Raw genomic sequence first — 21,628 nt, forward strand, 5'->3', positions numbered from 1 at the left:
AATACTATAATTTTATGTGTAGAATTAACCGATGGACTGTTACTTTCACATGGAACAAGGTATGAGTTTTAGTTTTCAGTTTCCGGTTTGTATGACAAATCCTAATTGAAAATATTCTCAATGGGATAAAGTTTTGTTGATGTGCGTTTATAAATGGTCTCAGGGAACAAGCTCAAACTTCGGCAGTAAGAAACCGGAAAACTTTACAACGGTTACGAAAGAATAATTGAAAATGGAGAGAAAATATCAGATTAAATGATTTCTGTAAAGAGTTAGGAAGGGAGTGGACAGATGAGGTTCCGCTCTCTTTTTGTGTGGTGAGAAATAAAATGACAGGGGAATAAACGAATGGTATAATGAAGAAAAATCAGGTCGACAGATTGGGATATTTGCTGGCTTTGTCAGTCGAAGCAGTTTGTTTTTAAAGGCATTGAAGATATGATAAAAGAATATCATAATGATTGGTTTTATGTTAAGAAAAGTTTCAAAGGAGAGGGTGCTCATGGGAAGTATCTTTAGAAGCACGCATAATACCCGTGCAATTCTGCCGGGAAGCCTCCGCTTTGTCAGAAGCGATGTTCCAAATTGCATAACGGAAGAGGAAGTGAAGTGGCTTGTGGAAAACAATATCACAACGGTAATTGATCTTAGAGAAGATAATGAAAGAGCCGATAAAAAATGTCCGTTGATTGACAACGATTTCTTCCAGTATTATTGTATGCCTGTCACAGGTGGAAATATTGTTCCTGAATCTGTAGATGATGTTTCCAAATCATACATAAAAATGGTTGATGCACAAATGAGAAAAATTATTGATACCATTTGGAATGCAAAAACCAATGTATTGTATTTCTGCAATGCAGGAAAGGACAGAACGGGTGTTGTTTCTGCCCTGCTTCTTTATAAGATCGGAATGAGCAGGGATTATATAGTTAATGATTATATGGAATCAAAAAGTAATCTTAAAGATATGCTGGAAGCATATGCAGTTCAATGTCCGAATGTGGATATTGATGTGATTACACCTCATGAAAGGTATATATGTGAATTTATATCTGATTTTGAGAGAAGGGAGCATTTTATATGAGAGCGGTTGTATATAAAGGAAACGGGCAGATTGCTCTTGAGGACAGGCCCATGCCGGTAATCATGAACGAAAGAGATGCGATTATAGAGGTGACACTGACAACGATCTGTTCCAGCGATATACATATCAAGCATGGAGCAGTGCCGAAAGCAGTGCCTGGAACGGTTCTTGGACATGAGTTTGTGGGAAGAGTGACGCAGACCGGGAGCGCAGTGAAAAAAGTGAAGCCGGGAGACCGGGTGGCAGTAAATGTAGAGACCTTCTGCGGAGAATGTTATTTCTGCAAGAGAGGCTTTGTGAATAACTGTACAGACAAAAACGGAGGCTGGGCGCTGGGCTGCCGCATGGACGGAGGACAGGCAGAATATGCGAGAATTCCTTTTGCAGACAACGGTCTGACAATTATACCGGAGCATGTGTCGGATGAACAGGCGCTTTTTAACGGAGATATTCTCTCCACTGGATATTGGGCTGCAAAGATCGGAGAGATAAAACCTGCGGATACAGTTGCGGTGATCGGAGCCGGCCCTACAGGGCTTTGTACCATGCTGTGCGCGCGTCTGTATACGCCGGCAAAGATAATCGCTATTGATACGGACGAATACAGGCTTAAGGCTGCAGAAGTACAGGGACTGGCTGACCTTACTCTTGTTCCCGGAAGAGACGATGTGGAAGAGAAGATTCTCCAGGTGACAGATGGCAGAGGCGCAGATGCTGTATTTGAAGCTGCAGGCGGAAAGGATACCTTTCAGACGGCTTGGAAGATTGCCAGACCGAATGCTGTTGTAGTGATTGTAGCTATGTATGAGGAACCGCAGGTACTGCCTCTGCCGGATATGTATGGAAAGAATCTGGTATTTAAGACGGGCGGCGTAGACGGAAGCTTTTGTCAGGAAATCATGGATTTGACTGCCTGCGGAAAGCTTGATACGGGATTTTTGATTACCCATCGATGTAATCTGGAACAGATTATGGAAGCATATGATGTATTTGAAAACAAAAGAGATCATGTTATAAAATATGCTGTGAAAGTTTCAAACCAGCAAAAGGAGAGTGGGAGATGACAATGGAAATGAAAAAAATTGCGGACAATCCGGAGCTGATTGAGGAAGCTGCAGGCTGGTTTCACACAAAATGGAATGTTCCCACAGAGGCTTATCTTGAAAGCATGGAGGAAAGTCTGCAAGGAAACAGTGCTGTGCCTCAGTGGTATATTGTAATGGACGGTGGAAGAGTGATTGCCGGAATTGGTGTGATAGACAACGATTTCCATAATCGAAAGGATTTGCGGCCCAATGTGTGTGCACTTTATGTGGAGGAGGCGTATCGATGCCGGGGAATTGCAGGAGAAATGCTTAATTTTGTCTGTGAGGATATGCAGAAGAAGGGAATCTCCACACTTTACCTGATTACCGATCACACCACTTTTTATGAGAGGTATGGCTGGGAATTCCTTTGTATGGTTCAAGGAGACGGAGAGGCGCAGCTGACAAGAATGTATGTTCACAAAATGGGAAACAAGAAATAAAATGCTTGACCTTATACCCGGTATAGGCTTTATAAAGGAGGTGAGAGGAAACCTTTACGTTGCTTTTAGAAGCAGAGCGTCAGAGAGGAGAGGGATTAAGATGAAAAGCATCAAGGAAGCAGAAATGATTACAGGCATATCCAGCCAGAACATTCGCTATTATGAAAAGCAGAGACTGTTGTCTCCCAGCCGGAACGCGGAGAATTCTTACCGTGAATATTCACAGGAGGATATCAACCGACTAAAGCTCATCAAGCTTTTTCGAAAGCTGGATGTGCCCATTGGAGATATTAGACGGCTGATAGATGGAGAAACCACTCTTGAAGAGACAATGCTGCTGCAGGTCTACCGTCTGCAGTCAGAGAAAGAGAGGCTGGACGAGGCAATTACATTTTGCTCCAAAATCCAAGAGCAGCAGCTTGCGGAGCTGGATGTGGATCAGTATCTTCATCAGATGGAAGAAAGAGAAAAGAAGGGGTCTGTGTTCAAACAGTTTGTCAATGACTATAAGGAGGTTGTGAAATCAGAGATGGCACGGGAATTTTCCTTTATGCCGGAGGTTCGATGTGACACGCCGGAGGAATTTTCGGAAAGCCTGCTGAAATATGGACAGGAAAATAACAGAAATATGGTTATCCTTAAGGAGAGTATGTCTCCAAGGCTTTTGATAGACGGAGTGGAATATTATGCCTACAGAACCTCCTCACGGTATGGGATTGTGATTCACTGTGAGATGCTTTATCCCCAGGATTATATCCCGGCTGGGATGTCGGAAAAAAAATACCGCAGATACCGTATTATTTCGCTGCTAGCGCTCCCGGTTCTGTTTTTTCTAATCTGTAATTTTTGGGTGGTCAGGGATTTGTTTGCCACGGCCACCCCTTTAGAAAGCCTGCTTGGCCTTTTTATTGTAATCATATTATTTGCTGCCGATTTGTGCTTTTTGTATTATTGTTATGGGAAAAATTTCAAAGGATAGAGAAGAGGATTTTACATTTCTTTTCAAAGAGATTATAATGTGCATAAGAAACTGGAAGGAGGCCGTGAAAAATGAATGAACAAAAAGCATTTCCCGGAAACGGCGGGGAACATTATGTTCCTTATGAGGAGCGCACTGGCGAAGAATCCGTTGTTTACTTTACCAGAGATTTGTCAAAGGAGGGACTGCGCAGGATTTTCGAGCGTGTGGGTGCCAATATGGAGGGAAGAGTGGGCATCAAGCTGCATACCGGAGAGCAGAACGGCCCTAATATTATCCCCCGCCCCTGGGTAGAGGAGCTGATTCAAAAGGATATTCCCCAGGCATCTATTGTGGAGACCAACACCTATTACGAAGGGGACCGCTACACCACAGAACAGCACCGTAAAACCCTGGAGGTAAACGGATGGACCTTTTGCCCGGTGGATATTATGGATGAGGATGGAACGGTATTCCTTCCGGTAAAGGGCGGAAAGTGGTTCACGGAGATGTCCATGGGCAAAAATATTCTGAATTATGATTCTCTGCTTGTATTGACCCATTTTAAGGGGCATCAGGTGGGAGGCTTTGGAGGCTCGAATAAAAACATTGGCATTGGCTGTGCGGACGGCCGCGTTGGAAAAGCCATGATTCATACCACACCAGGCTCAGATGACATGTGGGACATTCAGAAGGAAGAATTTATGGAGCGCATGACGGAATCTGCTAAAGCGGTGGTGGATCATTTCGGTGAGCATATCACCTTTGTGAATGTGCTGCGGAATATGTCCGTGTCCTGTGACTGCGAGGGGACTGCAGCCATGCCTGTGGTAACGCCGAACATCGGCATCGTGGCTTCTTTAGATATTCTGGCGGCAGACCAGGCCTCGGTGGATTTGGTTTATGCGCTGAATCCTGGTGATCACAGTGATCTGGTGGAGCGGATGGAGACCCGTCACGGCCTGCGCCAGCTTACCTATATGAAGGAGCTTGGCATGGGGAACGACCGCTACCGCCTGATTGATATCGACCATGAGGATGCTTTGATTTCTCCCAAGGAAGCTGTGAAGGACGTAAAGCCCTTCGCAAAAGAGCAGTAAAGCCGGGTCAAGGAGGCTGCGGTGTTTTCGGAGGAAAAGTAAAACAAATGACAAAGAAAAAGCTGGCTCTTGCCATCATAGAAAGATTGAAAGCGGAATATCCGGATGCAGGCTGTACGCTGGACTACAACGAGGCGTGGAAGCTGCTTGTGAGTGTGCGCCTTGCCGCACAGTGCACCGATGCCAGGGTAAATGTAGTAGTGGAGGGGCTGTATGAAAAATTTCCGGATGTAAATGCCTTGGCACAGGCTCCGGTGGAGGAAATTGAGGCCATTGTGAAGCCCTGCGGCCTGGGACACAGCAAGGCCAGAGATATCAGCGCCTGCATGAAGATACTCCGGGATGAATACGACGGGAAGGTGCCGGATGACTTTGACGCGCTGTTAAAGCTGCCCGGTGTGGGACGCAAAAGCGCAAACCTGATTATGGGGGATGTGTTTGGCAAGCCTGCCATTGTGACGGACACCCACTGTATCCGGCTGGTGAACCGGATGGGGCTTGTGGACGGCATAAAGGAACCGGCCAAGGTGGAAAAAGAGCTGTGGAAGATAATCCCCCCTGATGAGGGGAGTGATTTCTGCCACCGCCTGGTTTACCATGGCAGAGAGGTCTGCACCGCAAGAACGAAGCCCCACTGTGAAAGATGCTGCCTGCAGGATATCTGCAAAAAGGCGGGTGTTTAACGGAATAAGACAAAAAGCCTTCTGCATATCATATAAAAAATGATGAGACGGCCTTTGCGCCGCAGAGAGCAGGATGGAAATTTATGTTGTGGACAGGGGAGACAATGTGGACCAAATTGCCGCCAGCACAGGCATCAGTGTGTGGCAGCTGATTTACGATAACCAGCTTATTTATCCCTATGAGCTTGCGGTGGGGCAGGCCCTTGTAATCGATAATGGGATAAGAAATGCCAGCCGGGCCGTTTCTGTCAGCGGGTATGCTTATCCCTTTATCAGTGAGTGGGTGCTTGCGGAAACCTTGCCTTTTTTATCAGAGCTTCCCATATTTTCCTATGGCTTTACCATGGAGGGCGAGCTGATTCCTCCTCTGTGGGATGACGAATGGATGATCAGGGAAGCTCTCCGGTACGGCACACAGCCCATCCTTGTGCTGACGCCCTTTGGACCGGACGGAAATTTTAATAATCAGCTGATTCATTCCGTGGTCAATAACTGGGTTTACGCAGAAAATCTCATTTCCAATCTCCTCCGCGTGATGGAGGAAAAGGGATATCAGGGAGTGGATATTGATTTTGAATATATTCTGGCCCAGGACAGGGATGCTTTCACCGGCTTTGTATGGTGGGTGGCGGATACTATGCGGGAAAACGGATATCATACTTCCGTGGCGCTGGCTCCCAAGACATCCTCGGAGCAAAGAGGTCTTTTGTATGAGGGAAAGGACTACAGAGCCCTTGGAGAGGCCGCCGATCATGTGCTGTTGATGACCTACGAATGGGGCTATACCTACGGGCCGCCCATGGCTGTGGCACCCCTAAACCAGGTGCGCCGGGTAGTGGAATATGCCGTCACCCAGATTGATCCGGCCAAAATAGATTTGGGGATTCCAAATTATGGCTATGACTGGCCGCTTCCCTTTGAGCGGGGCGTTACCATGGCGCGGACCCTTGGAAATGTGGAGGCTGTACGGATCGCCATAGAGAAAGGGTCTGCCATTGCATTTGATCCCCTGGCGCAGAGTCCCTATTTTTTTTATACGGAAAGCGGGGTTACCCATGAGGTCTGGTTTGAGGACCCAAGGAGTCTTATGGGAAAATTCCGGCTTATGGAGGAATATGGCCTAAGGGGGTGCGGCTATTGGCAGATCATGCAGTGGTTTCGGGCGAATTGGCTGCTTTTGCGCTCTCAGTTTTATATTTTAAAATAGAGAAACGGGGAAAAACCTATGCGAATGTACGATGTGATTATGAAAAAGAGAAATGGCAGAGAATTGACCTGTGAGGAAATCCGTTATTTTGTGGAGGGCTATACCCGGGGAGAAATTCCAGATTATCAGGCAGCGGCCTTGATGATGGCAATTTATTTCCAGAAGATGACCCAGGAGGAAACCTTTTATTTGACCATGGCCATGGCCGAAAGCGGCGACAGGCTGGATTTGTCGGCAATTAAGGGCATTAAGGTAGATAAACACAGTACAGGGGGCGTGGGGGACAAGACCACCCTTGCACTGGCGCCCATGGCAGCGGCCTGTGGTATTCCAGTGGCAAAAATGAGCGGCAGAGGACTGGGACATACAGGGGGAACCATTGATAAGCTTGAGAGCTTTCCTGGATTTCAGACAGGACTTTCCGAGAAGGCATTTTTGGACCAGGTAAACCGCATTGGCATCGCCATCATGGGACAGACCGCAGATCTCGCGCCGGCAGACAAAAAGCTGTATGCGCTGAGGGATGTGACGGCTACCGTAGATAATATGTCTCTGATTGCAAGCTCTATTATGAGCAAGAAGCTGGCGGCAGGGGCGGATGCCATTGTGCTGGACGTAAAGACGGGCAGCGGCGCTTTCATGAAATCCAGGGAGGACGCCTATGCACTAGCCGGTGAAATGGTGAAGATTGGAAAAGCTGCAGGAAAGCAGACGGTTGCCGTTATTTCTGATATGGACCAGCCCTTGGGGAATGCTGTGGGAAACGCCCTGGAGGTGAAGGAGGCCATTGACACCTTAAAAGGCAGAGGACCGGAGGATTTTCTTGAGCTTTGTCTTACCCTGGGAAGCCAGATGCTGATTGCAGGAGGCAGGATACAGGAAAAGGATCCGGATGCGGCCCTCCGGGAGGCTAGAAAAATGCTTCTTCATTCCATAGAAAGCGGAAGCGCTTTAGAAAAGCTGGAGGAGCTTGTAAAGGCTCAGAGGGGAGACGGCCGGGCTGTCTATGACACCTCTCTGCTTCCAAAAGCCTCAGTGGTGGTTGAGGTAAAGGCGCCTTCCCAGGGATGGATCACACAGATTGCCTGTGATGAGATCGGTATGTGCTCCTTAATTTTGGGAGGCGGCAGAGAGACCAAGGAAAGCACTGTTGACTTGTCAGCAGGACTCTTGCTGAAAAAGAAAACAGGGGACTTCTGCCAGGCGGGAGAAACGCTTGCGCAGCTTCATACAAACGACCCAAGGAAGGCGGAAGCGGCCAGAGAGCGCTTCCTGAATGCCTATGTGATCGAAGAGGAAAGACCTTCGGAGAAAAAGCCTGCGCTGATCAAAGGCATATTATAGAATCCGGCTTCATAGTATGAATACATGAAGAAGAGCAAAAATAAAAATCCAAAAAAAGAGCTGCTTGTGGAATCCCTGCAGCTGCCCAAAGATGTCTGTATGGGGGCGCTTCGGGTCACCCTGACGGGAAACAGCGAGGCGTGGATAGAAAATTATAGGGGAATTCTGGAATATACGGAGCAGATGATTCTGCTGCAGGCAAAAACCTGTCAGGTCTGTTTTGAGGGAAACAGGCTCTCCATTGACTATTATACCAATGAGGACATGAAGATCAGCGGCTGCATTCAATGTGTGAAATACTTATAGTCAGATGCTGGGAACAAACGGTATTCCCAGCCACAGATAGTCAAGGAAAACGGGAGGAGCAATGATCGGGTTTTTTAAGTATCTGAAAGGCTATTTGCGCATCAAGGTGTGGGGCTTTTCGCCGGAGCGGTTTATGAATCTATGCAGTAACAGAGGGATTCTTTTGTGGGAGATTGTGCGGGATGAAGATACCTATTACATGAATATCAGCATAAACGGCTTTTATAAGCTGCGTCCCATTGTAAAAAAGACAGGTACAAAGGTAGCCATATTGGAAAAATATGGACTGCCTTTTTTTCTGCCCTTATTGCAGAAGCGCAAAATATTTCTTGCAGGGATGCTCCTCAGCGTGGCGTTTTGGATGTGGTCCTCCCTCTACGTCTGGGATATCGAGATTTCGGGAAATTATCAGATTACGCAGGACGTATTTGAGAGCTTCCTGAAGGAACAGCAGGTAAAGGTGGGAATGCGGAAATCAGGACTTGACATTGAGGAGCTGGAAAAGGAGATACGCCGGGAATTTCCGCAGGTTACCTGGACCTCTGCCAGACTGACAGGCACGCGCCTGCAGATTGCAGTCAAGGAAAACGATGCTCCTATGATAGAGGACGCCCTGGAGGAGGAAGAAACCGGAAAGGATTTGGTATCCCAATACCAGGGAACCATTGTGTCCATGATTGTGCGAAACGGCGTGCCCATGGCAGCTATTGGGGATACGGTGGAAAAAGGGACCCTTCTGGTGGACGGTAAGGTTCCTGTGTACAATGAGGACGGTACAGTCAGAGAATACCAGCTTGTAAATGCTGATGCCGATATTGTGATAGAGCATACCAGAACCTTTCGTGGGACATTGCCCTTTGATTATATCAAAAAGGAATATACCGGAAGAATTCGGAAACGATATTTTCTTAAGGTGGGAGAAAAGGAATGGAAAATTCCACAGGAGAGGCCCTTTTTGATTTATGACAGTGTGATAAAGGAGAGCAGGCCGCTTTTGTTTCAAAAGCTGTCCATACCGGTATATTTTGGCAGTGTTACCCATCGGGAATACCAGAATGTGGAATATGAATATACCCTGGAGGAGGCAAGAGACCTTCTAAATGAAAAATTAAGATTATTTCTTACAAGTTTAGAGGAAAAGGGGGTACAAATTATTGAAAAAAATGTTAGAATAGATACGAATGACGGTATGTGGGTGATAGAGGGCAGTTTTCTTGTAAGAGAGGCTGCTGGGAAAAGCGTGGATACCACGATACCGGATACAGGCGCACAGGAGACTTCTTGGTGAGCCTGATATCGCAAGGACAGACAGAGGACAGGCATGAGTGAAATAACAAGAAGAATGGATATGCCCGCAGAGCATATGCGGAAAATATTTGGTATGCAGGACGCATACTTAAAAAAGCTGGAGAAGGATTTCCATGTTGTCATTGTGGATAGAAACGGCAGCGTGTCCATCACCGGAGAAGCAGAAAATGTTGACAGGGTACAGGGAGTGCTCAGACAGCTTACCATCCTTTCCGAGAGAGGGAATGAAATCGAGGAACAGAACGTGGATTATGCCATTACGCTGGGTATGGAGGCGAAAGAAGAGGCTATTTCAGAGATAGACGAAGACTGCATCTGCCATACCATCAACGGGAAGCCCATAAAGCCCAAAACACTGGGACAGAAGGCTTATGTGGAGGCCATACGGAAAAATATGATCGTATTTGGCCTGGGCCCTGCCGGCACGGGGAAAACCTATCTGGCCATGGCTATGGCTGTTACGGCCTTTAAGAATGACGAGGTAAGCAGGATCATCCTCACCAGACCGGCCATTGAGGCAGGAGAGAAGCTAGGCTTTTTGCCGGGGGACTTGCAAAGCAAGGTAGACCCTTATTTAAGGCCCTTATATGATGCTTTATATCAAATCATGGGAGCGGAGAGCTTTGCCAAAAACATGGAAAAGGGATTGATCGAGGTGGCTCCCTTGGCGTATATGCGTGGACGTACGCTTGACAATGCTTATATAATCCTGGATGAGGCCCAGAACACTACCCCGGCGCAGATGAAAATGTTTTTGACCAGAATCGGCTTTGGCTCCAAGGTGATTGTGACGGGGGACTCCTCCCAAAAGGACCTGCCTGTGGGAACAAGGTCAGGCCTGGACGTAGCGTCCAGGGTTTTAAGCAGGATTGACGACATTGCCTTCTGCCATCTTACCAGCAAGGATGTGGTGCGCCATCCTCTGGTACAGAAGATTGTAAAGGCATATGATGAGTATGAAGCAAAAGAAAAAAACAGAAGCAGAGTGAAAAATGGACGAAAATAAGAAAAAGCTGCGAAAGCTCACAGCGCCTCTCCTGATGGCCGAGCTGGGCGCTGTTTTTTTGGGAGCGGCGGGGGTTTCCATTGTTTTATGGATGCGCCGGGAGCCCTTGGAGAGCGCCTTGCAAAAGATATTGTTTACTGTGATGGGGCTGGCTGCCGCCGGATTTCTTTTCCGGCGGGAATATATCAGGGATCGTTTGGATTACGACAATGCAGAGCACCCCTTTCGCTTTTGGGCAAGCCTTGCTGTCTGCACAGCCGCCGCCTGTGTGTGCGGCTTTCTGCCTGCGGGAGGCTGGCCCTTTCCCGTTATCTATTTGATTCTTTCTTTGTTTGGCAGTACAAATGTAGGTATTTTGTCGGCTTCCGTGCTTTTGATGGTTTCAGTATTTGCAGGAGGCGCGGATGTAATTGTATTTTTCCTGTATTTTATCAGCGGTATTTTTGTGGCTGCGCTCTTTTACTGTTACGAAGGGGAATTAAAAATCGGACAGCCTCTTTTTCTTTCCATGCTGTGCCTCTTACTGTGCGAGACTGCCGGCATTGTGCTGACGGACAATAACAGGCTCAATTTCGAAAGCTTTGTGATCCCGGTTTCCAATATCATAATCAGCGGTATTTTGATGGCCGGGTGTATGAAGGTGTTCTCATCCACAGTGTTTTACCGGTATAGAGAAAAATACCTGGAACTGAACGACACGGGAAATCCCATGCTTGTGCAGCTGAAGGACACTGCCAGAGAAGCTTACTTTCAAAGTGTGCATACCGCCTATTTTTGTGAGCGGATTGCCCGCAGGCTTTCACTGGACGCAGACGCGCTGAAGTGCGCAGGCTATTACCATAAAATGGATAAGGTAATACCAGACTTTTTGGAAAAGGAAAAATTCCCGCCCGCCGCAGAGGCAGTCTTAAGGGAATATATGGATAAAAAAACGCCCATACAGGCGAAGGAAACCGCTGTCCTTTTGTGCAGTGATGCGGTGGTGGCGGCAGTGACGCTTTTCTTGTCAAAAAACGGAGACGAGCACCCGGATTATGACAAAATCATTGATGTGGTGTTTGGACATCTTATAGACTCGGGAACCTTTAACAACTGTGACATTTCCCTGAGGGAGCTTAAGACAATGCAGAAGAAATTTAAGGAGGAAAAGCTCTATTATGACTTTTTACGTTGAAAATGAAACAGATGCGGATTTTCCCTTTGATATCCTTGCAGTTGGAAAACAGGTGGCCAAGGAGGTGCTGGAAGCAGAAAGATGCCCTTATGAAGTCCAGGTGAATCTGCTGGTTACGGATAATGCAGGCATCCGTGAATTTAATAAAGAATACAGAGGAATTGATGCGGAGACGGACGTGTTGTCTTTTCCAGGCTTGGAATTTGCCAGGCCGGGCGTATTTGAAATTGAGGAAAGCAGTCTGCATGACTGCTTTGATCCGGACAGCAAAGAGCTGATTCTGGGAGATATCATTGTCTCGGCGGACCGGGTGAGAGAACAGGCAGAGAATTACGGGCACAGTGAAGAGAGAGAGTTTGCTTTTCTGGTGGCCCACAGCATGTTTCATCTGTGCGGCTATGACCACATGGAGGAGACGGAAGCCAGGGTGATGGAAAGAAAGCAGGAAGAGGTGCTTAAAACACTTGGAATTACCAGAGATAAAAAAGATTGAGGGACTTTGAATGAATCCGGTGGAAGTAAAGAGAAAACAGATACAAATGTATTCCCATATAATAGGTGTAATCACGCTGTTAGCGGTGGGAAGAATCATTCAGGATGCAGGCGTGGCCTATCTTGCGGCGGCAGTGGAATGTTATTTTGGGGTCTGCCTGCTCATTAGCTATGGCGCGGCAGACTGTCTTGGAAAAATTCTTCGAAGCCGAAACGGAAAGGGGCAGAATAAGAACTGCGCCGGGCTGCGGAAAAATGCAATGCTGCTTCAGGGAGCAGTGGGAGTGGCAGGCAGTATACTTTTGTCTGCCTGTGCAGGTCCCTTGGCGGAGCATGTCTTTGAGCTGCCATACAGCAGTCTTTTGATCCGTCTGTTTGCGCCGGCAGTGTTTCTTCGGACTATTTCAAGCGTACTATTGGGTTATTTTCAGGGAGAGGGTTCGGAGCTTCCCACTGTGGCGGCCTGTGTGATCAGGCAGGTCTTTATTCTTGGATTTTCTCTTTTGTTTTGTAATATCCTTAAGAGTTATGGAGAAAAGGTAAGCGGCCTTCTCGGCAGGGAAGAGTTTACCTTTATGTGGGCAGGCTCCGGGGCGGCCATTGCGGTAAGTCTTACGGAGATTCTGATTCTTCTGTTTCTGCTTTTGGTTTACCGGGGAAGCAGCAAAGAGAGAAAAAAAGCAGAAGAAGGAAAAAAGACCAGAGAATCTTTATGGGATTTTACAAGAATCCTGTATGGAAGCATGGGAGCTTTTCTTTTGACAGGACTGCTGGAACGGCTTCCTGTGTGGTTTGGAATGGTATTTTTTCATAAAAATGCCCAGGGCGCAGATTTGGGAGGACAGAGCTATGGAGTATATTACGGACAGTATCTGGCCCTTTGCGCAGGCTTTCTTTTTTTACTGTGTGCTTCCCTGATACCGGCCGGAGCCAGAGTTACCCACGGCTTAAAGCGGGAGGATCAGCGCTATGCCAGAAACTGCTTTCAGGCGGGAATTCACATGATTTGGGCAAAGGCATTATTTTTTGCAGTGTTTTTGGCTGTTATGGCGCAGCAGACGGCGGGAATTTTCAATGAGGCCCGGGCTGAGACACTGGCTTCTATGCTGCGCTTTGGTTCAAGCATAATTGTGTTTGGGGCCTTTGCATTTTATTTTAAGAGCATTTTGCTTTCTCAGGGGAAAAAATATCATGTGGCCGCCTGTCTGGGGATTGCAAATGTGATTTTTGCGGCAGCCTCAGCATTGTTTCTGCAGACAGGGAATGCAGGGATTCTTTCCCTGGTATACGGCGGAGTCATAGGAAGCGCTCTCTACTGCGGACTGACCGGATTTTTTGTAATTGGCAGACTGGGACGAGGGATACAGATGGTACGAACCTTTTGCATTCCCTTAGGCGCTGTCTGCGGCGCTGCTCTTATGGAATTTCTCATTGGGGAATTTTTTACACCGCATCTGGGAAATGTGGCTGCTGCGCTGATTGGCTTTGGGGTGTCCTTTGCGGTTTACTGGGGAATTCTATTGGCTTTGCGCAATTTCAAGGCCCAGGAGCTTGCGGCTGTGCAGGGAGGACGCCTGCTTAAGCTTTTTGTAAAAGCAGTGGGAAAATAAAATAGAAAGCAGCGCAGAAATCGTTACAGGCATGTATAAATTTCATGGAAACAGCTGATACTTCTATGTAAAAAAACAGGCTTTACAGCAGAAGGTCAGGAAGATGATGAAATTTGTGAAAGGTGCGCTGCTGTTTTTTGTGTTTCCGGCGGTAATGCTCGGAATCGGTTTTTTTGCCGGAATCAAGGCCGTGGAGTTTTTTTATCCCGGCAGGGTGCAGCAGCAGACAGAGACACCGGAGTTTTACCCGGAGACGATTGAAGAACAGCAGCCTTTGGAAACGGATTTTAATATGGATACCCAGCGGGCCGACGTTATGCAGGAGAGTGTGCCGCAGGACTCCGGGATGGAAGAAACATCAGAAGAAGCTTATGTTTCTTCAGGTATCCAAGAAGCCGCTTCCTCAGGGGAGACTTTGTGTGTGGATACGGAATATGTGCTGGAGGAGACAGACATTATAAACCATACGGTGGTGGAGACCAGCTGGAAACTGCCGGATAAGTACGTGGGAATGAACAGAGAGCAGTTTCTGGCGGCAATGGAGTCCTATGAAGCGTTTCCGCCGCTGTCGGAAATGGAGAGAGGCTTTGTGGGGCTGGAAGTGCTTTCTTTTTCCAGAGAGCGGGTTGTGGTACAGATGAATTACCAATATCTGCAGCCTGGCAGCTGCTTTTATCTTGCGGTACAGAACAATGAAGTTGTGGTGTATCTGGAGGATATGGAGACGATTTATATCAATACCGGAATAAAGCTGGACAGCCTGCCGGAGGCATTGCAGCTGGAAATCATTCAGATGATGTGGGTGGAGGACGAGGAAAGTCTTTATGATTTTCTGGAGACCTACTCCAGCTGAGGACCTGAAAAGGCAGGATGCCTGGCAGGCAGAATGGAGAGTACGATGAGGAAATGCAAGGTTGGAGTGATAGGAGGAGGACCTGCGGGAATGACGGCAGCCATTGCCGCAGCCAGAAGAGGAGCTTTGGTCACTCTATTTGAGCGAAATGAACGGGTGGGGAAAAAGCTGCTTGTCACAGGAAATGGAAAATGTAATCTGGGAAACAGGGCTCTTTCCGAGCAGGCATATTATGGAAGCAGCTCCCAGTGGATCAAAGACAGCCTGGAGCGGTTTGGCACGGAAGATACCATTCGATTTTTTCAAGGTCTGGGACTTTTGCTGAAGGAGAGAAACGGATATCTTTATCCTGCCTGCGAACAGGCGGCGGTGGTGCTTGATGTGCTGCGCACAGAGCTGAGGACTCTGGGGGTATGTGTGAAAACAAATTCCAGGGTTCAGAGAGTGGAAAAAACCCCAGATGGGAAAATTGCTTTACATATAGGAGAAGAGACGGATTACTTTGACAGCGTAGTGTTAGCCTGTGGCAGCAAGGCGGCCCCAAGAACCGGTTCAGACGGCACGGGCTATGAGCTGGCGGCAGGCCTGGGCCACAAGGTGACGCCTGTGGTTCCGGCGCTGGTGCAGCTTCGGTGCAGAGAGAATTTTTTGAAGGCTGTGTCAGGAGTCAGAACGCAGGCCTTGATTGAAGTGGTGCATCATGGAAAAACGCAGGTCTCAGAGATGGGAGAGCTGCAGCTTACGGATTACGGAATTTCCGGAATTCCTGTTTTTCAGGTAAGCAGAGTTGTAAATTATCTGCTTTTGAAAGAAAAGGAGGTCACAGTCCGGCTGAATCTTCTGCCGGATTATTCCTCCGGGGAGTATGAAATGCTGAAGGCGTCCAGAAGGCTTTTGTTAAGAGACCGCACGGTGGAGGAATTTTTTACGGGTATGCTTCATAAAAAGCTGATGACGCTGTTTATCAAAAACGCCGGATTAAAGCCGGGGCAGATGGCAGAGACGGCGGATAAAGAAGCCATTGAAAAGGTTTTTGCCCTTTGCAGACAGTGGATCCTTCATGTGAACCAGAGCAACTCCTATGATAACGCCCAGGTGTGCGCGGGGGGAGTGGATACACGGGAAATCACCAGGGACATGGAATCCAAGAAGGCGCCGGGGGTGTTTTTTGCCGGGGAGATCATGGATGTGGATGGAAAATGCGGCGGATATAACCTGCAGTGGGCCTGGTGCAGCGGATATCTGGCCGGGACGGCGTCAGCAGACGTACAAGCAGACAAACGATAGAGGGAATTTTACATATGATCAGAATCAATCAGGTAAAGCTTAAGACGGATCATACAAGGAAGCAGCTGGAAAGAAAGGTCTTACAGCTGCTTCCCGTGAAGGATACGGAAATTTTAGGCCTGGAGATACTCAGGCAGTCTGTGGATGCCAGAAAGAAACCGGATATCTATTATATTTACAGTCTTTTGGTTCAGGTGCAAAACGAAGAAGCCGTTCTGAAGGCTCTGGCAAAACCCAAATGGGAAAAGGTGGCAAAGCAGCATGGAATAGAAGCTGCCTCTCCTTCGGCCTATCATTTTCCAGAGCCAAAAACCCATCGTCTTTCAGGGAAAGGAAACCCTGTGGTCATCGTAGGCTGCGGTCCCGCAGGACTTTTCTGCGGATATTATCTGGCGAAGGGCGGCTATGCCCCGATTCTGCTGGAACGGGGAAAGCCTGTGGAGGAGCGCAGAGAGGACGTGGAGCGTTTCTGGAGGGAGGGCGTACTGAACCCTTCCTCCAACGTACAGTTTGGCGAGGGAGGTGCGGGAACCTTTTCGGATGGTAAGCTCAACACGCTGGTAAAGGATAAGGAGGGCAGAAACCGGGCGGTGCTGGAAACCTTTGTGAAATTCGGTGCGCAGCCCTCCGTGCTCTATGAGGCCAAGCCCCATATCGGAACGGATGTGCTCTGCGGCATTGTGCGCAGGATGCGGGAGGAAATCATCCGGCTGGGCGGGGTGATTCGTTTTCAGAGCCAGGTGACGGAGCTTCTCACAGAAGGGCAAAGGGTTCGGGGCGTTGTAATCAATGCCAGGGAAACGCTTCCCTGCAAGCAGCTTGTGCTGGCCATAGGGCACAGTGCCAGAGATACCTTTTCCATGCTGTATGATAAGGGTGTTCCCATGGAAGCCAAATCCTTTGCGGTGGGACTTAGAGTACAGCATCCACAGGAGATGATCAACCTAAGCCAGTACAAAACAGCGGACCCGGGAAAACTGGGAGCGGCAGCTTATAAGCTGACGGCCCAGGCAGAAAACAAGAGAGGTGTTTATTCGTTCTGTATGTGCCCCGGAGGCTATGTGGTAAACGCATCCTCCGAGGAGGGCAGGCTGGCCGTCAACGGCATGAGCTACAGCGGACGGGACAGCCGGGCGGCAAACAGCGCCATTATTGTGTCTGTGACAAGTGAGGATTATGGTTCAAAGCATCCCCTGGCAGGCATTGCCTTTCAGAGAAGGCTGGAGGAAAGAGCCTTTTTGCTGGGAAGCGGGAAAATACCTGTGCAGCGCTATGATGTTTTTCAAAGGTGTGTGGAGACGGGAATGGATCAGGAGCAGCTTTTGGCCAAGGGAGTGATTTCCGGTCTGGCAGCGGAGGCGGGATGTGAGCCGCTCTGTAAGGGAGAGTTTTGCTACGGGGATGTGAGCCGGATTCTGCCCCGGGAATGCAACGAGGCCTTTGTGGACGGCATGAAGGCCTTCGGCAGGCAGATCAAGGGCTTCGACGGGCCGGAGGCTCTGCTTCTTGGTGTAGAAAGCAGAACCTCATCCCCGGTGCGTATCCACAGGGACGAGACTCTGCAGTCTGCCATCAGAGGGATTTATCCCTGCGGGGAGGGAGCAGGCTATGCGGGAGGCATTACCTCCGCGGCTATGGACGGACTGCGGGTTGCGGAGGCCATTGCAGGAGAATTGGAGAGACATTGACGGCGAAGGGAAAATAAAGTAGAATAACAGTCAGAAAAAATGCTACGTGCGGAAAACGAGGAAAAACTTTGAGCAGCCTGAGGGAATACATAAAGGATAAAAAGCGTATTGTGGTAAAAATCGGTTCCTCCTCCCTGCAGCACAGGGAGACCGGTGACTTGGATTACATTCGGCTGGAAAAGCTGGTGAGGGAGCTGTGCGATATCCGCAACCAGGGGAAGGAGGTTGTGCTTGTGACCTCCGGGGCCATTGCCGTGGGAAAAAAGGCAGTGCATTTGAAGGAAATAACGGCCCCCACCCAAGCGGAGGCAATGGCGGTAAAGCAGGCCTGCTCCGCGGTGGGACAGGCGAGACTGATGATGACCTATCAGAAGCTGTTTGCGGAGTACAATCAGGTGGCGGCGCAGATACTGATGACAAAGAATACGGTCGTGGACAATTTGAACCGCTATAACGCCCACAATACCTTCTCCCAGCTTCTGCGCATGGGAGTAATCCCCATAGTGAACGAAAATGATACAGTGGCAACCTATGAAATAGAAATCGGCGATAACGATACGCTTTCCGCCATTGTGGCAGCCTTGATTCAGGCGGATCTTCTGATCCTTTTGTCGGATATTGACGGCCTGTATACGGATGATCCCAGGAAAAATCCGGAGGCTCGTTTTATTGAACAGGTGGATGAGCTGACGGATGATCTGATGGAAATGGGAAAATCCAGCACGGGAAGCAGCGTGGGTACAGGAGGCATGAACACCAAGCTGATCGCTGCAAAAATCGCCACAAGCTCTAATGTAGACATGATTATTGCCAACAGCCGGGATATCGGCGTGCTGCACAGGATTTTAGCAGGAGAAAAGGAGGGCACTCTTTTTGTGGCCCATCAAAGGGAAGGGTTTGACCTGCCTGCTTTTGTGGAAAATTTACATAAGTTTTAGAGGGGATGCACTGTCATGAACATGGAAGAGAGAATCAGACGGATCAACGAGCTCTACCACAAGTCTCAAAGCCAGGGATTAAGCGAGGCTGAAAAGGAGGAGCAGGCAAGACTCCGCAGAGAATACGTGGAAAGCATCCGAAGGAATCTGCGGGCCCAGCTTGACAATATTACCATCGAGAGGCCGGACGGCACCTTGGAAAATCTTGGGGAAAAATATGGAAACAAAAAAAGAAATTCGTAAAAGAGCGCTGGCTGAGAGAGCGCGTCTTAAGAAAGAGGAGAGAGAAAGAGCCTGCGTGCTGGTGACAGAGCGCATATTGGGCCATCAATGGTTTTATGGCGCGGAAAGCATTCTGGGCTTTGCAGGCTTCGGAAGCGAGATAGATACCAGCGAGCTTTTAAAAGAGGCTCTGAGAACAGGAAAGAGACTTTATCTGCCCAGGGTAGAGGGAGAAATTATGAATTTTTACAGAGTAAGGTCACTGGGTGACCTTATTTCCGGATATAAAGGGATTTTGGAGCCCCTGCCGGGTACAGAGGCATATGAATATTCTCATGAGAATGCCCAGAGAACCCTGATGCTGATGCCTGGAGCGGCATTTGACGGGATGCGGGGCAGGCTCGGCTATGGAAAGGGATTCTATGACAAATATCTGGCAGATAAGCCGGCTTTACAGCTTCGGACCATAGCCATCGGCTTTCGCTGCCAGATGGTGGAGGAAATCCCCATGGAAGAACGGGATATAAGGCCCTGCCAGGTGATATGCTGTTAGAGGCAGGCTTTCTTATAAAGCGGTTTGCGTCTGAGCGCTGCCCGGCGCAAGGGCATTGTGTGAAAAAAAGCAGCGCAGAAATGAGGAATTCTATGACAGATTTACAAGCGATGGGAGAGAGGGCCGTCTCGGCCAAATATGCCTTGCAGAAGGTGTCTGCGCAGGAAAGAGACACCACCCTTAGAGAAGCGGCAAAGCTGCTTTCCAGCCAGGCCCCAAAGATTCTTGACGCCAATGAAGAGGATATTCGCGCAGCGCAGGAAAGCGGTATGCACCCGGGAATGATTGACAGACTCCGTCTGACAAAAGAGCGTATTGAAGCCATGGCGGAGGGACTGTGCCAGATTGCAGAGCTGCCCCACTGTGTGGGGGAGATCATGGAGCGGTTTGAGCGCCCAAACGGCCTTGTGATCGAGAAAAAGAGAGTTCCCCTTGGCGTAATCGGGATCATCTATGAATCCCGCCCTAATGTGACGGCGGATGCCTTCGGACTTTGCTTTAAGACCGGAAATGCAGTGATCTTAAAAGGGGGGAGCGATGCTCTGTGCTCCAACATTGCCATCGTGGAGATTTTAAGAAGCGCTCTGGAACAGACAGGCATGCCTGCGGACGCCCTGCAGCTGATTGAAAGTACGGACAGAGCCGCAGCAGCCGCTCTTATGAAAATGAACGGCTATGTAGATGTGCTGATTCCCAGAGGGGGAGCGGGACTGATCCGAAACGTGGTGGAAAACAGCACTGTTCCCGTGATCGAGACGGGAACGGGAAACTGCCATGTCTACGTGGATAAGGATGCAGACCTGGACATGGCGGTTCGCATTGTTGTCAATGCCAAAACCCAGCGCATCGGCGTGTGCAATGCCTGTGAGTCCCTTGTGATCCACAGGGACATCGAAGCGGCGTTTCTGCCCAGGCTTGCAGAAGCTTTGAGTCCTTCCCGTGTGGAGCTTCGGGGAGATCAGGCTGTCAGGGAAATCCTGCCGGATTGTACGCCGGCCTCAGAGGAGGACTACGGGACAGAATATCTGGACTATATTCTATCCTTAAAAACCGTGGACAGCGTGGAGGAGGCCATCGCCCACATCAACAAATATAATACGAAGCATTCCGACTGCATCGTCACACAAAATAAAGAGACCGGAGAAAAATTTCTAGGTGAGGTGGATGCGGCATGCGTTTATGTGAACGCCTCCACCCGCTTTACGGACGGATTTGAATTTGGCTTTGGGGCGGAAATCGGAATCAGCACCCAGAAGCTTCACGCCAGAGGCCCCATGGGCTTAAGGGAGCTTACCTCCTATAAATATGTGATTCACGGAAACGGTCAGATTCGCGGATGACCTTAATTTGGAGTTTGAAAAACGCTTCGGAATGGAGAGTATTATGAAAGAAATGAATGGAAGTATTTGGCACACTATGAGCACCCAGAGGGTGACGCCTACAGATTTTATCTGTGTGATTGAGATTTCAAAGGGAAGTAAAAACAAATATGAAATGGATAAGGAGACCGGTTTTCTGATTTTGGACCGTATTTTGCATACCTCCACCCATTACCCGGCAAATTATGGCTTTATTCCCCGCACCTACGGCGACGACGGAGACCCCCTGGATGTGCTTTTGCTGTGCTCTGAGCCTGTGCAGCCTATGACATTGGTGAGGGCTTATCCCATCGGCGTCATTTCCATGCTGGATAACGGCAAGAATGATGAGAAGATTATAGCGGTTCCCTTCAATGATCCTTATTATAACTGCTATCACGATATCAGCGAGCTGCCGCCCCACGTGGTAGATGAAATGGAGCATTTCTTTACGGTGTATAAGTCCCTGGAAAACAAGACCACGGCTGTAAACGAGAAGGGAAACAGGGAGGAGGCCATTGAGGTCATCCGTAAATGCCTGGACAACTATGTGGATACCTTTATTAAAAGCTGGTAACAGGAAGCGAGTTTTGCAAATGCCTATGTTGAGAATCAAATGCGAGAGGAGACAGGAGGGCTTGACGCCTTCCCCGGGGATAAAATGACTTTATATGAGGCACAAAAGAATGAAAGCTACCGCATCAGCGGGCTGTATGTGGAGCCTGCTGTCACCAGAAGGCTTCAGGCGCTGGGCTTAAATGACGGTACTCCTGTGAAGGTGCTTAACAGGAAGCGCCGGGGCGCTATGATTATCCAGGTGCGCGGCACCAGACTGGCGCTGGGAAAGCATATTTCCTCCAATATTGAAATCAGACAGATGAAGGAGGAAAAAGCTTGAGCGTCGGTAAAAGAAAGAATGAATCAAA

23 protein-coding genes and 1 pseudogene are annotated in these 21,628 nt (G+C 48.7%); all 24 read left to right on the plus strand.

The window, feature by feature from the left end; translation table 11 throughout:
- Nucleotides 1-72, plus strand: a pseudogene (locus tag SHK35_RS14205) (pyridoxamine 5'-phosphate oxidase family protein); the annotation flags it as partial.
- A gap of 385 nt (nt 73-457) precedes the next feature.
- Entirely contained in the window at nt 458-1,087 is a 630-nt protein-coding gene (locus SHK35_RS10170) for a tyrosine-protein phosphatase (RefSeq protein ID WP_318709680.1), read from the plus strand.
- Nucleotides 1,084-2,151 carry an alcohol dehydrogenase gene (locus SHK35_RS10175; protein ID WP_318709681.1) on the plus strand — a complete coding sequence of 356 codons (1,068 nt, stop codon included), beginning with the start codon at nt 1,084-1,086 and terminating at the stop codon, nt 2,149-2,151. The genes SHK35_RS10170 and SHK35_RS10175 overlap by 4 nt, the downstream gene beginning before the upstream one ends.
- A gap of 2 nt (nt 2,152-2,153) precedes the next feature.
- On the plus strand, nt 2,154-2,615 hold the full coding sequence (locus tag SHK35_RS10180; protein WP_330628785.1) for a GNAT family N-acetyltransferase: 462 nt from the start codon (nt 2,154-2,156) through the stop codon (nt 2,613-2,615).
- A 100-nt stretch (nt 2,616-2,715) separates the two neighbouring features.
- Nucleotides 2,716-3,594, plus strand: coding sequence for a MerR family transcriptional regulator (locus SHK35_RS10185; protein WP_318709683.1), 879 nt, complete (start codon nt 2,716-2,718; stop codon nt 3,592-3,594).
- Between the two features lie 71 nt (nt 3,595-3,665).
- Nucleotides 3,666-4,673 carry a DUF362 domain-containing protein gene (locus SHK35_RS10190; RefSeq protein WP_318709684.1) on the plus strand — a complete coding sequence of 336 codons (1,008 nt, stop codon included), beginning with the start codon at nt 3,666-3,668 and terminating at the stop codon, nt 4,671-4,673.
- Between the two features lie 47 nt (nt 4,674-4,720).
- The gene (locus SHK35_RS10195; RefSeq protein ID WP_318705309.1) at nt 4,721-5,356 is read left to right on the plus strand and encodes an endonuclease III domain-containing protein; all 636 of its coding nucleotides are present in this window, start codon (nt 4,721-4,723) and stop codon (nt 5,354-5,356) included.
- Nucleotides 5,357-5,429: 73 nt separating this feature from the next.
- Nucleotides 5,430-6,563 carry a glycosyl hydrolase family 18 protein gene (locus tag SHK35_RS10200; protein ID WP_318709685.1) on the plus strand — a complete coding sequence of 378 codons (1,134 nt, stop codon included), beginning with the start codon at nt 5,430-5,432 and terminating at the stop codon, nt 6,561-6,563.
- 18 nt (nt 6,564-6,581) lie between these two features.
- The gene (locus SHK35_RS10205; RefSeq protein ID WP_318705305.1) at nt 6,582-7,907 is read left to right on the plus strand and encodes a pyrimidine-nucleoside phosphorylase; all 1,326 of its coding nucleotides are present in this window, start codon (nt 6,582-6,584) and stop codon (nt 7,905-7,907) included.
- 24 nt (nt 7,908-7,931) lie between these two features.
- Nucleotides 7,932-8,213, plus strand: a complete 282-nt coding sequence (locus tag SHK35_RS10210; protein WP_318705303.1) for a YabP/YqfC family sporulation protein — start codon at nt 7,932-7,934, stop codon at nt 8,211-8,213.
- Between the two features lie 61 nt (nt 8,214-8,274).
- Complete coding sequence (locus SHK35_RS10215; protein ID WP_318705302.1) at nt 8,275-9,501, plus strand: sporulation protein YqfD; 1,227 nt, start codon at nt 8,275-8,277, stop codon at nt 9,499-9,501.
- Nucleotides 9,502-9,534: 33 nt separating this feature from the next.
- Nucleotides 9,535-10,527: a PhoH family protein gene (locus tag SHK35_RS10220; RefSeq protein WP_318705301.1), complete on the plus strand. Its 993-nt coding sequence runs from the start codon at nt 9,535-9,537 to the stop codon at nt 10,525-10,527.
- A complete protein-coding gene (locus SHK35_RS10225; protein ID WP_318709686.1) occupies nt 10,514-11,701 on the plus strand; it encodes a sulfite exporter TauE/SafE family protein in 1,188 nt (395 codons plus the stop codon). The genes SHK35_RS10220 and SHK35_RS10225 overlap by 14 nt, the downstream gene beginning before the upstream one ends.
- Nucleotides 11,685-12,194, plus strand: a complete 510-nt coding sequence (gene ybeY / locus SHK35_RS10230; protein ID WP_318705299.1) for an rRNA maturation RNase YbeY — start codon at nt 11,685-11,687, stop codon at nt 12,192-12,194. Before SHK35_RS10225 ends, ybeY begins: the two co-directional genes overlap by 17 nt.
- Before the next feature lie 10 nt (nt 12,195-12,204).
- The gene (locus SHK35_RS10235; protein ID WP_318709687.1) at nt 12,205-13,803 is read left to right on the plus strand and encodes an oligosaccharide flippase family protein; all 1,599 of its coding nucleotides are present in this window, start codon (nt 12,205-12,207) and stop codon (nt 13,801-13,803) included.
- Nucleotides 13,804-13,906: 103 nt separating this feature from the next.
- Nucleotides 13,907-14,656, plus strand: coding sequence for a hypothetical protein (locus tag SHK35_RS10240; RefSeq protein ID WP_318709688.1), 750 nt, complete (start codon nt 13,907-13,909; stop codon nt 14,654-14,656).
- Nucleotides 14,657-14,677: 21 nt separating this feature from the next.
- Nucleotides 14,678-15,943 carry an NAD(P)/FAD-dependent oxidoreductase gene (locus SHK35_RS10245; RefSeq protein WP_318709695.1) on the plus strand — a complete coding sequence of 422 codons (1,266 nt, stop codon included), beginning with the start codon at nt 14,678-14,680 and terminating at the stop codon, nt 15,941-15,943.
- 14 nt (nt 15,944-15,957) lie between these two features.
- On the plus strand, nt 15,958-17,631 hold the full coding sequence (locus tag SHK35_RS10250) for an NAD(P)/FAD-dependent oxidoreductase (protein ID WP_318705296.1): 1,674 nt from the start codon (nt 15,958-15,960) through the stop codon (nt 17,629-17,631).
- Between the two features lie 68 nt (nt 17,632-17,699).
- The gene (gene proB, locus SHK35_RS10255) at nt 17,700-18,569 is read left to right on the plus strand and encodes a glutamate 5-kinase (RefSeq protein WP_318709689.1); all 870 of its coding nucleotides are present in this window, start codon (nt 17,700-17,702) and stop codon (nt 18,567-18,569) included.
- Between the two features lie 15 nt (nt 18,570-18,584).
- Nucleotides 18,585-18,812 (plus strand): DUF896 domain-containing protein, encoded by a 228-nt coding sequence (locus tag SHK35_RS10260; protein WP_318705294.1) that lies wholly within the window; start codon nt 18,585-18,587, stop codon nt 18,810-18,812.
- Nucleotides 18,787-19,344, plus strand: a complete 558-nt coding sequence (locus SHK35_RS10265; RefSeq protein ID WP_318705293.1) for a 5-formyltetrahydrofolate cyclo-ligase — start codon at nt 18,787-18,789, stop codon at nt 19,342-19,344. Before SHK35_RS10260 ends, SHK35_RS10265 begins: the two co-directional genes overlap by 26 nt.
- Complete coding sequence (locus SHK35_RS10270) at nt 19,335-20,684, plus strand: glutamate-5-semialdehyde dehydrogenase (protein WP_318709690.1); 1,350 nt, start codon at nt 19,335-19,337, stop codon at nt 20,682-20,684. The genes SHK35_RS10265 and SHK35_RS10270 overlap by 10 nt, the downstream gene beginning before the upstream one ends.
- A gap of 43 nt (nt 20,685-20,727) precedes the next feature.
- A complete protein-coding gene (locus SHK35_RS10275; protein WP_330628784.1) occupies nt 20,728-21,279 on the plus strand; it encodes an inorganic diphosphatase in 552 nt (183 codons plus the stop codon).
- A 39-nt stretch (nt 21,280-21,318) separates the two neighbouring features.
- Nucleotides 21,319-21,600, plus strand: a complete 282-nt coding sequence (locus tag SHK35_RS10280) for a FeoA family protein (RefSeq protein ID WP_330628783.1) — start codon at nt 21,319-21,321, stop codon at nt 21,598-21,600.
- Nucleotides 21,601-21,628 lie beyond the last annotated feature (28 nt).

This window comes from Candidatus Acetatifactor stercoripullorum, assembly GCF_944382095.1.
Lineage (GTDB): Bacteria > Bacillota > Clostridia > Lachnospirales > Lachnospiraceae > Acetatifactor > Acetatifactor stercoripullorum.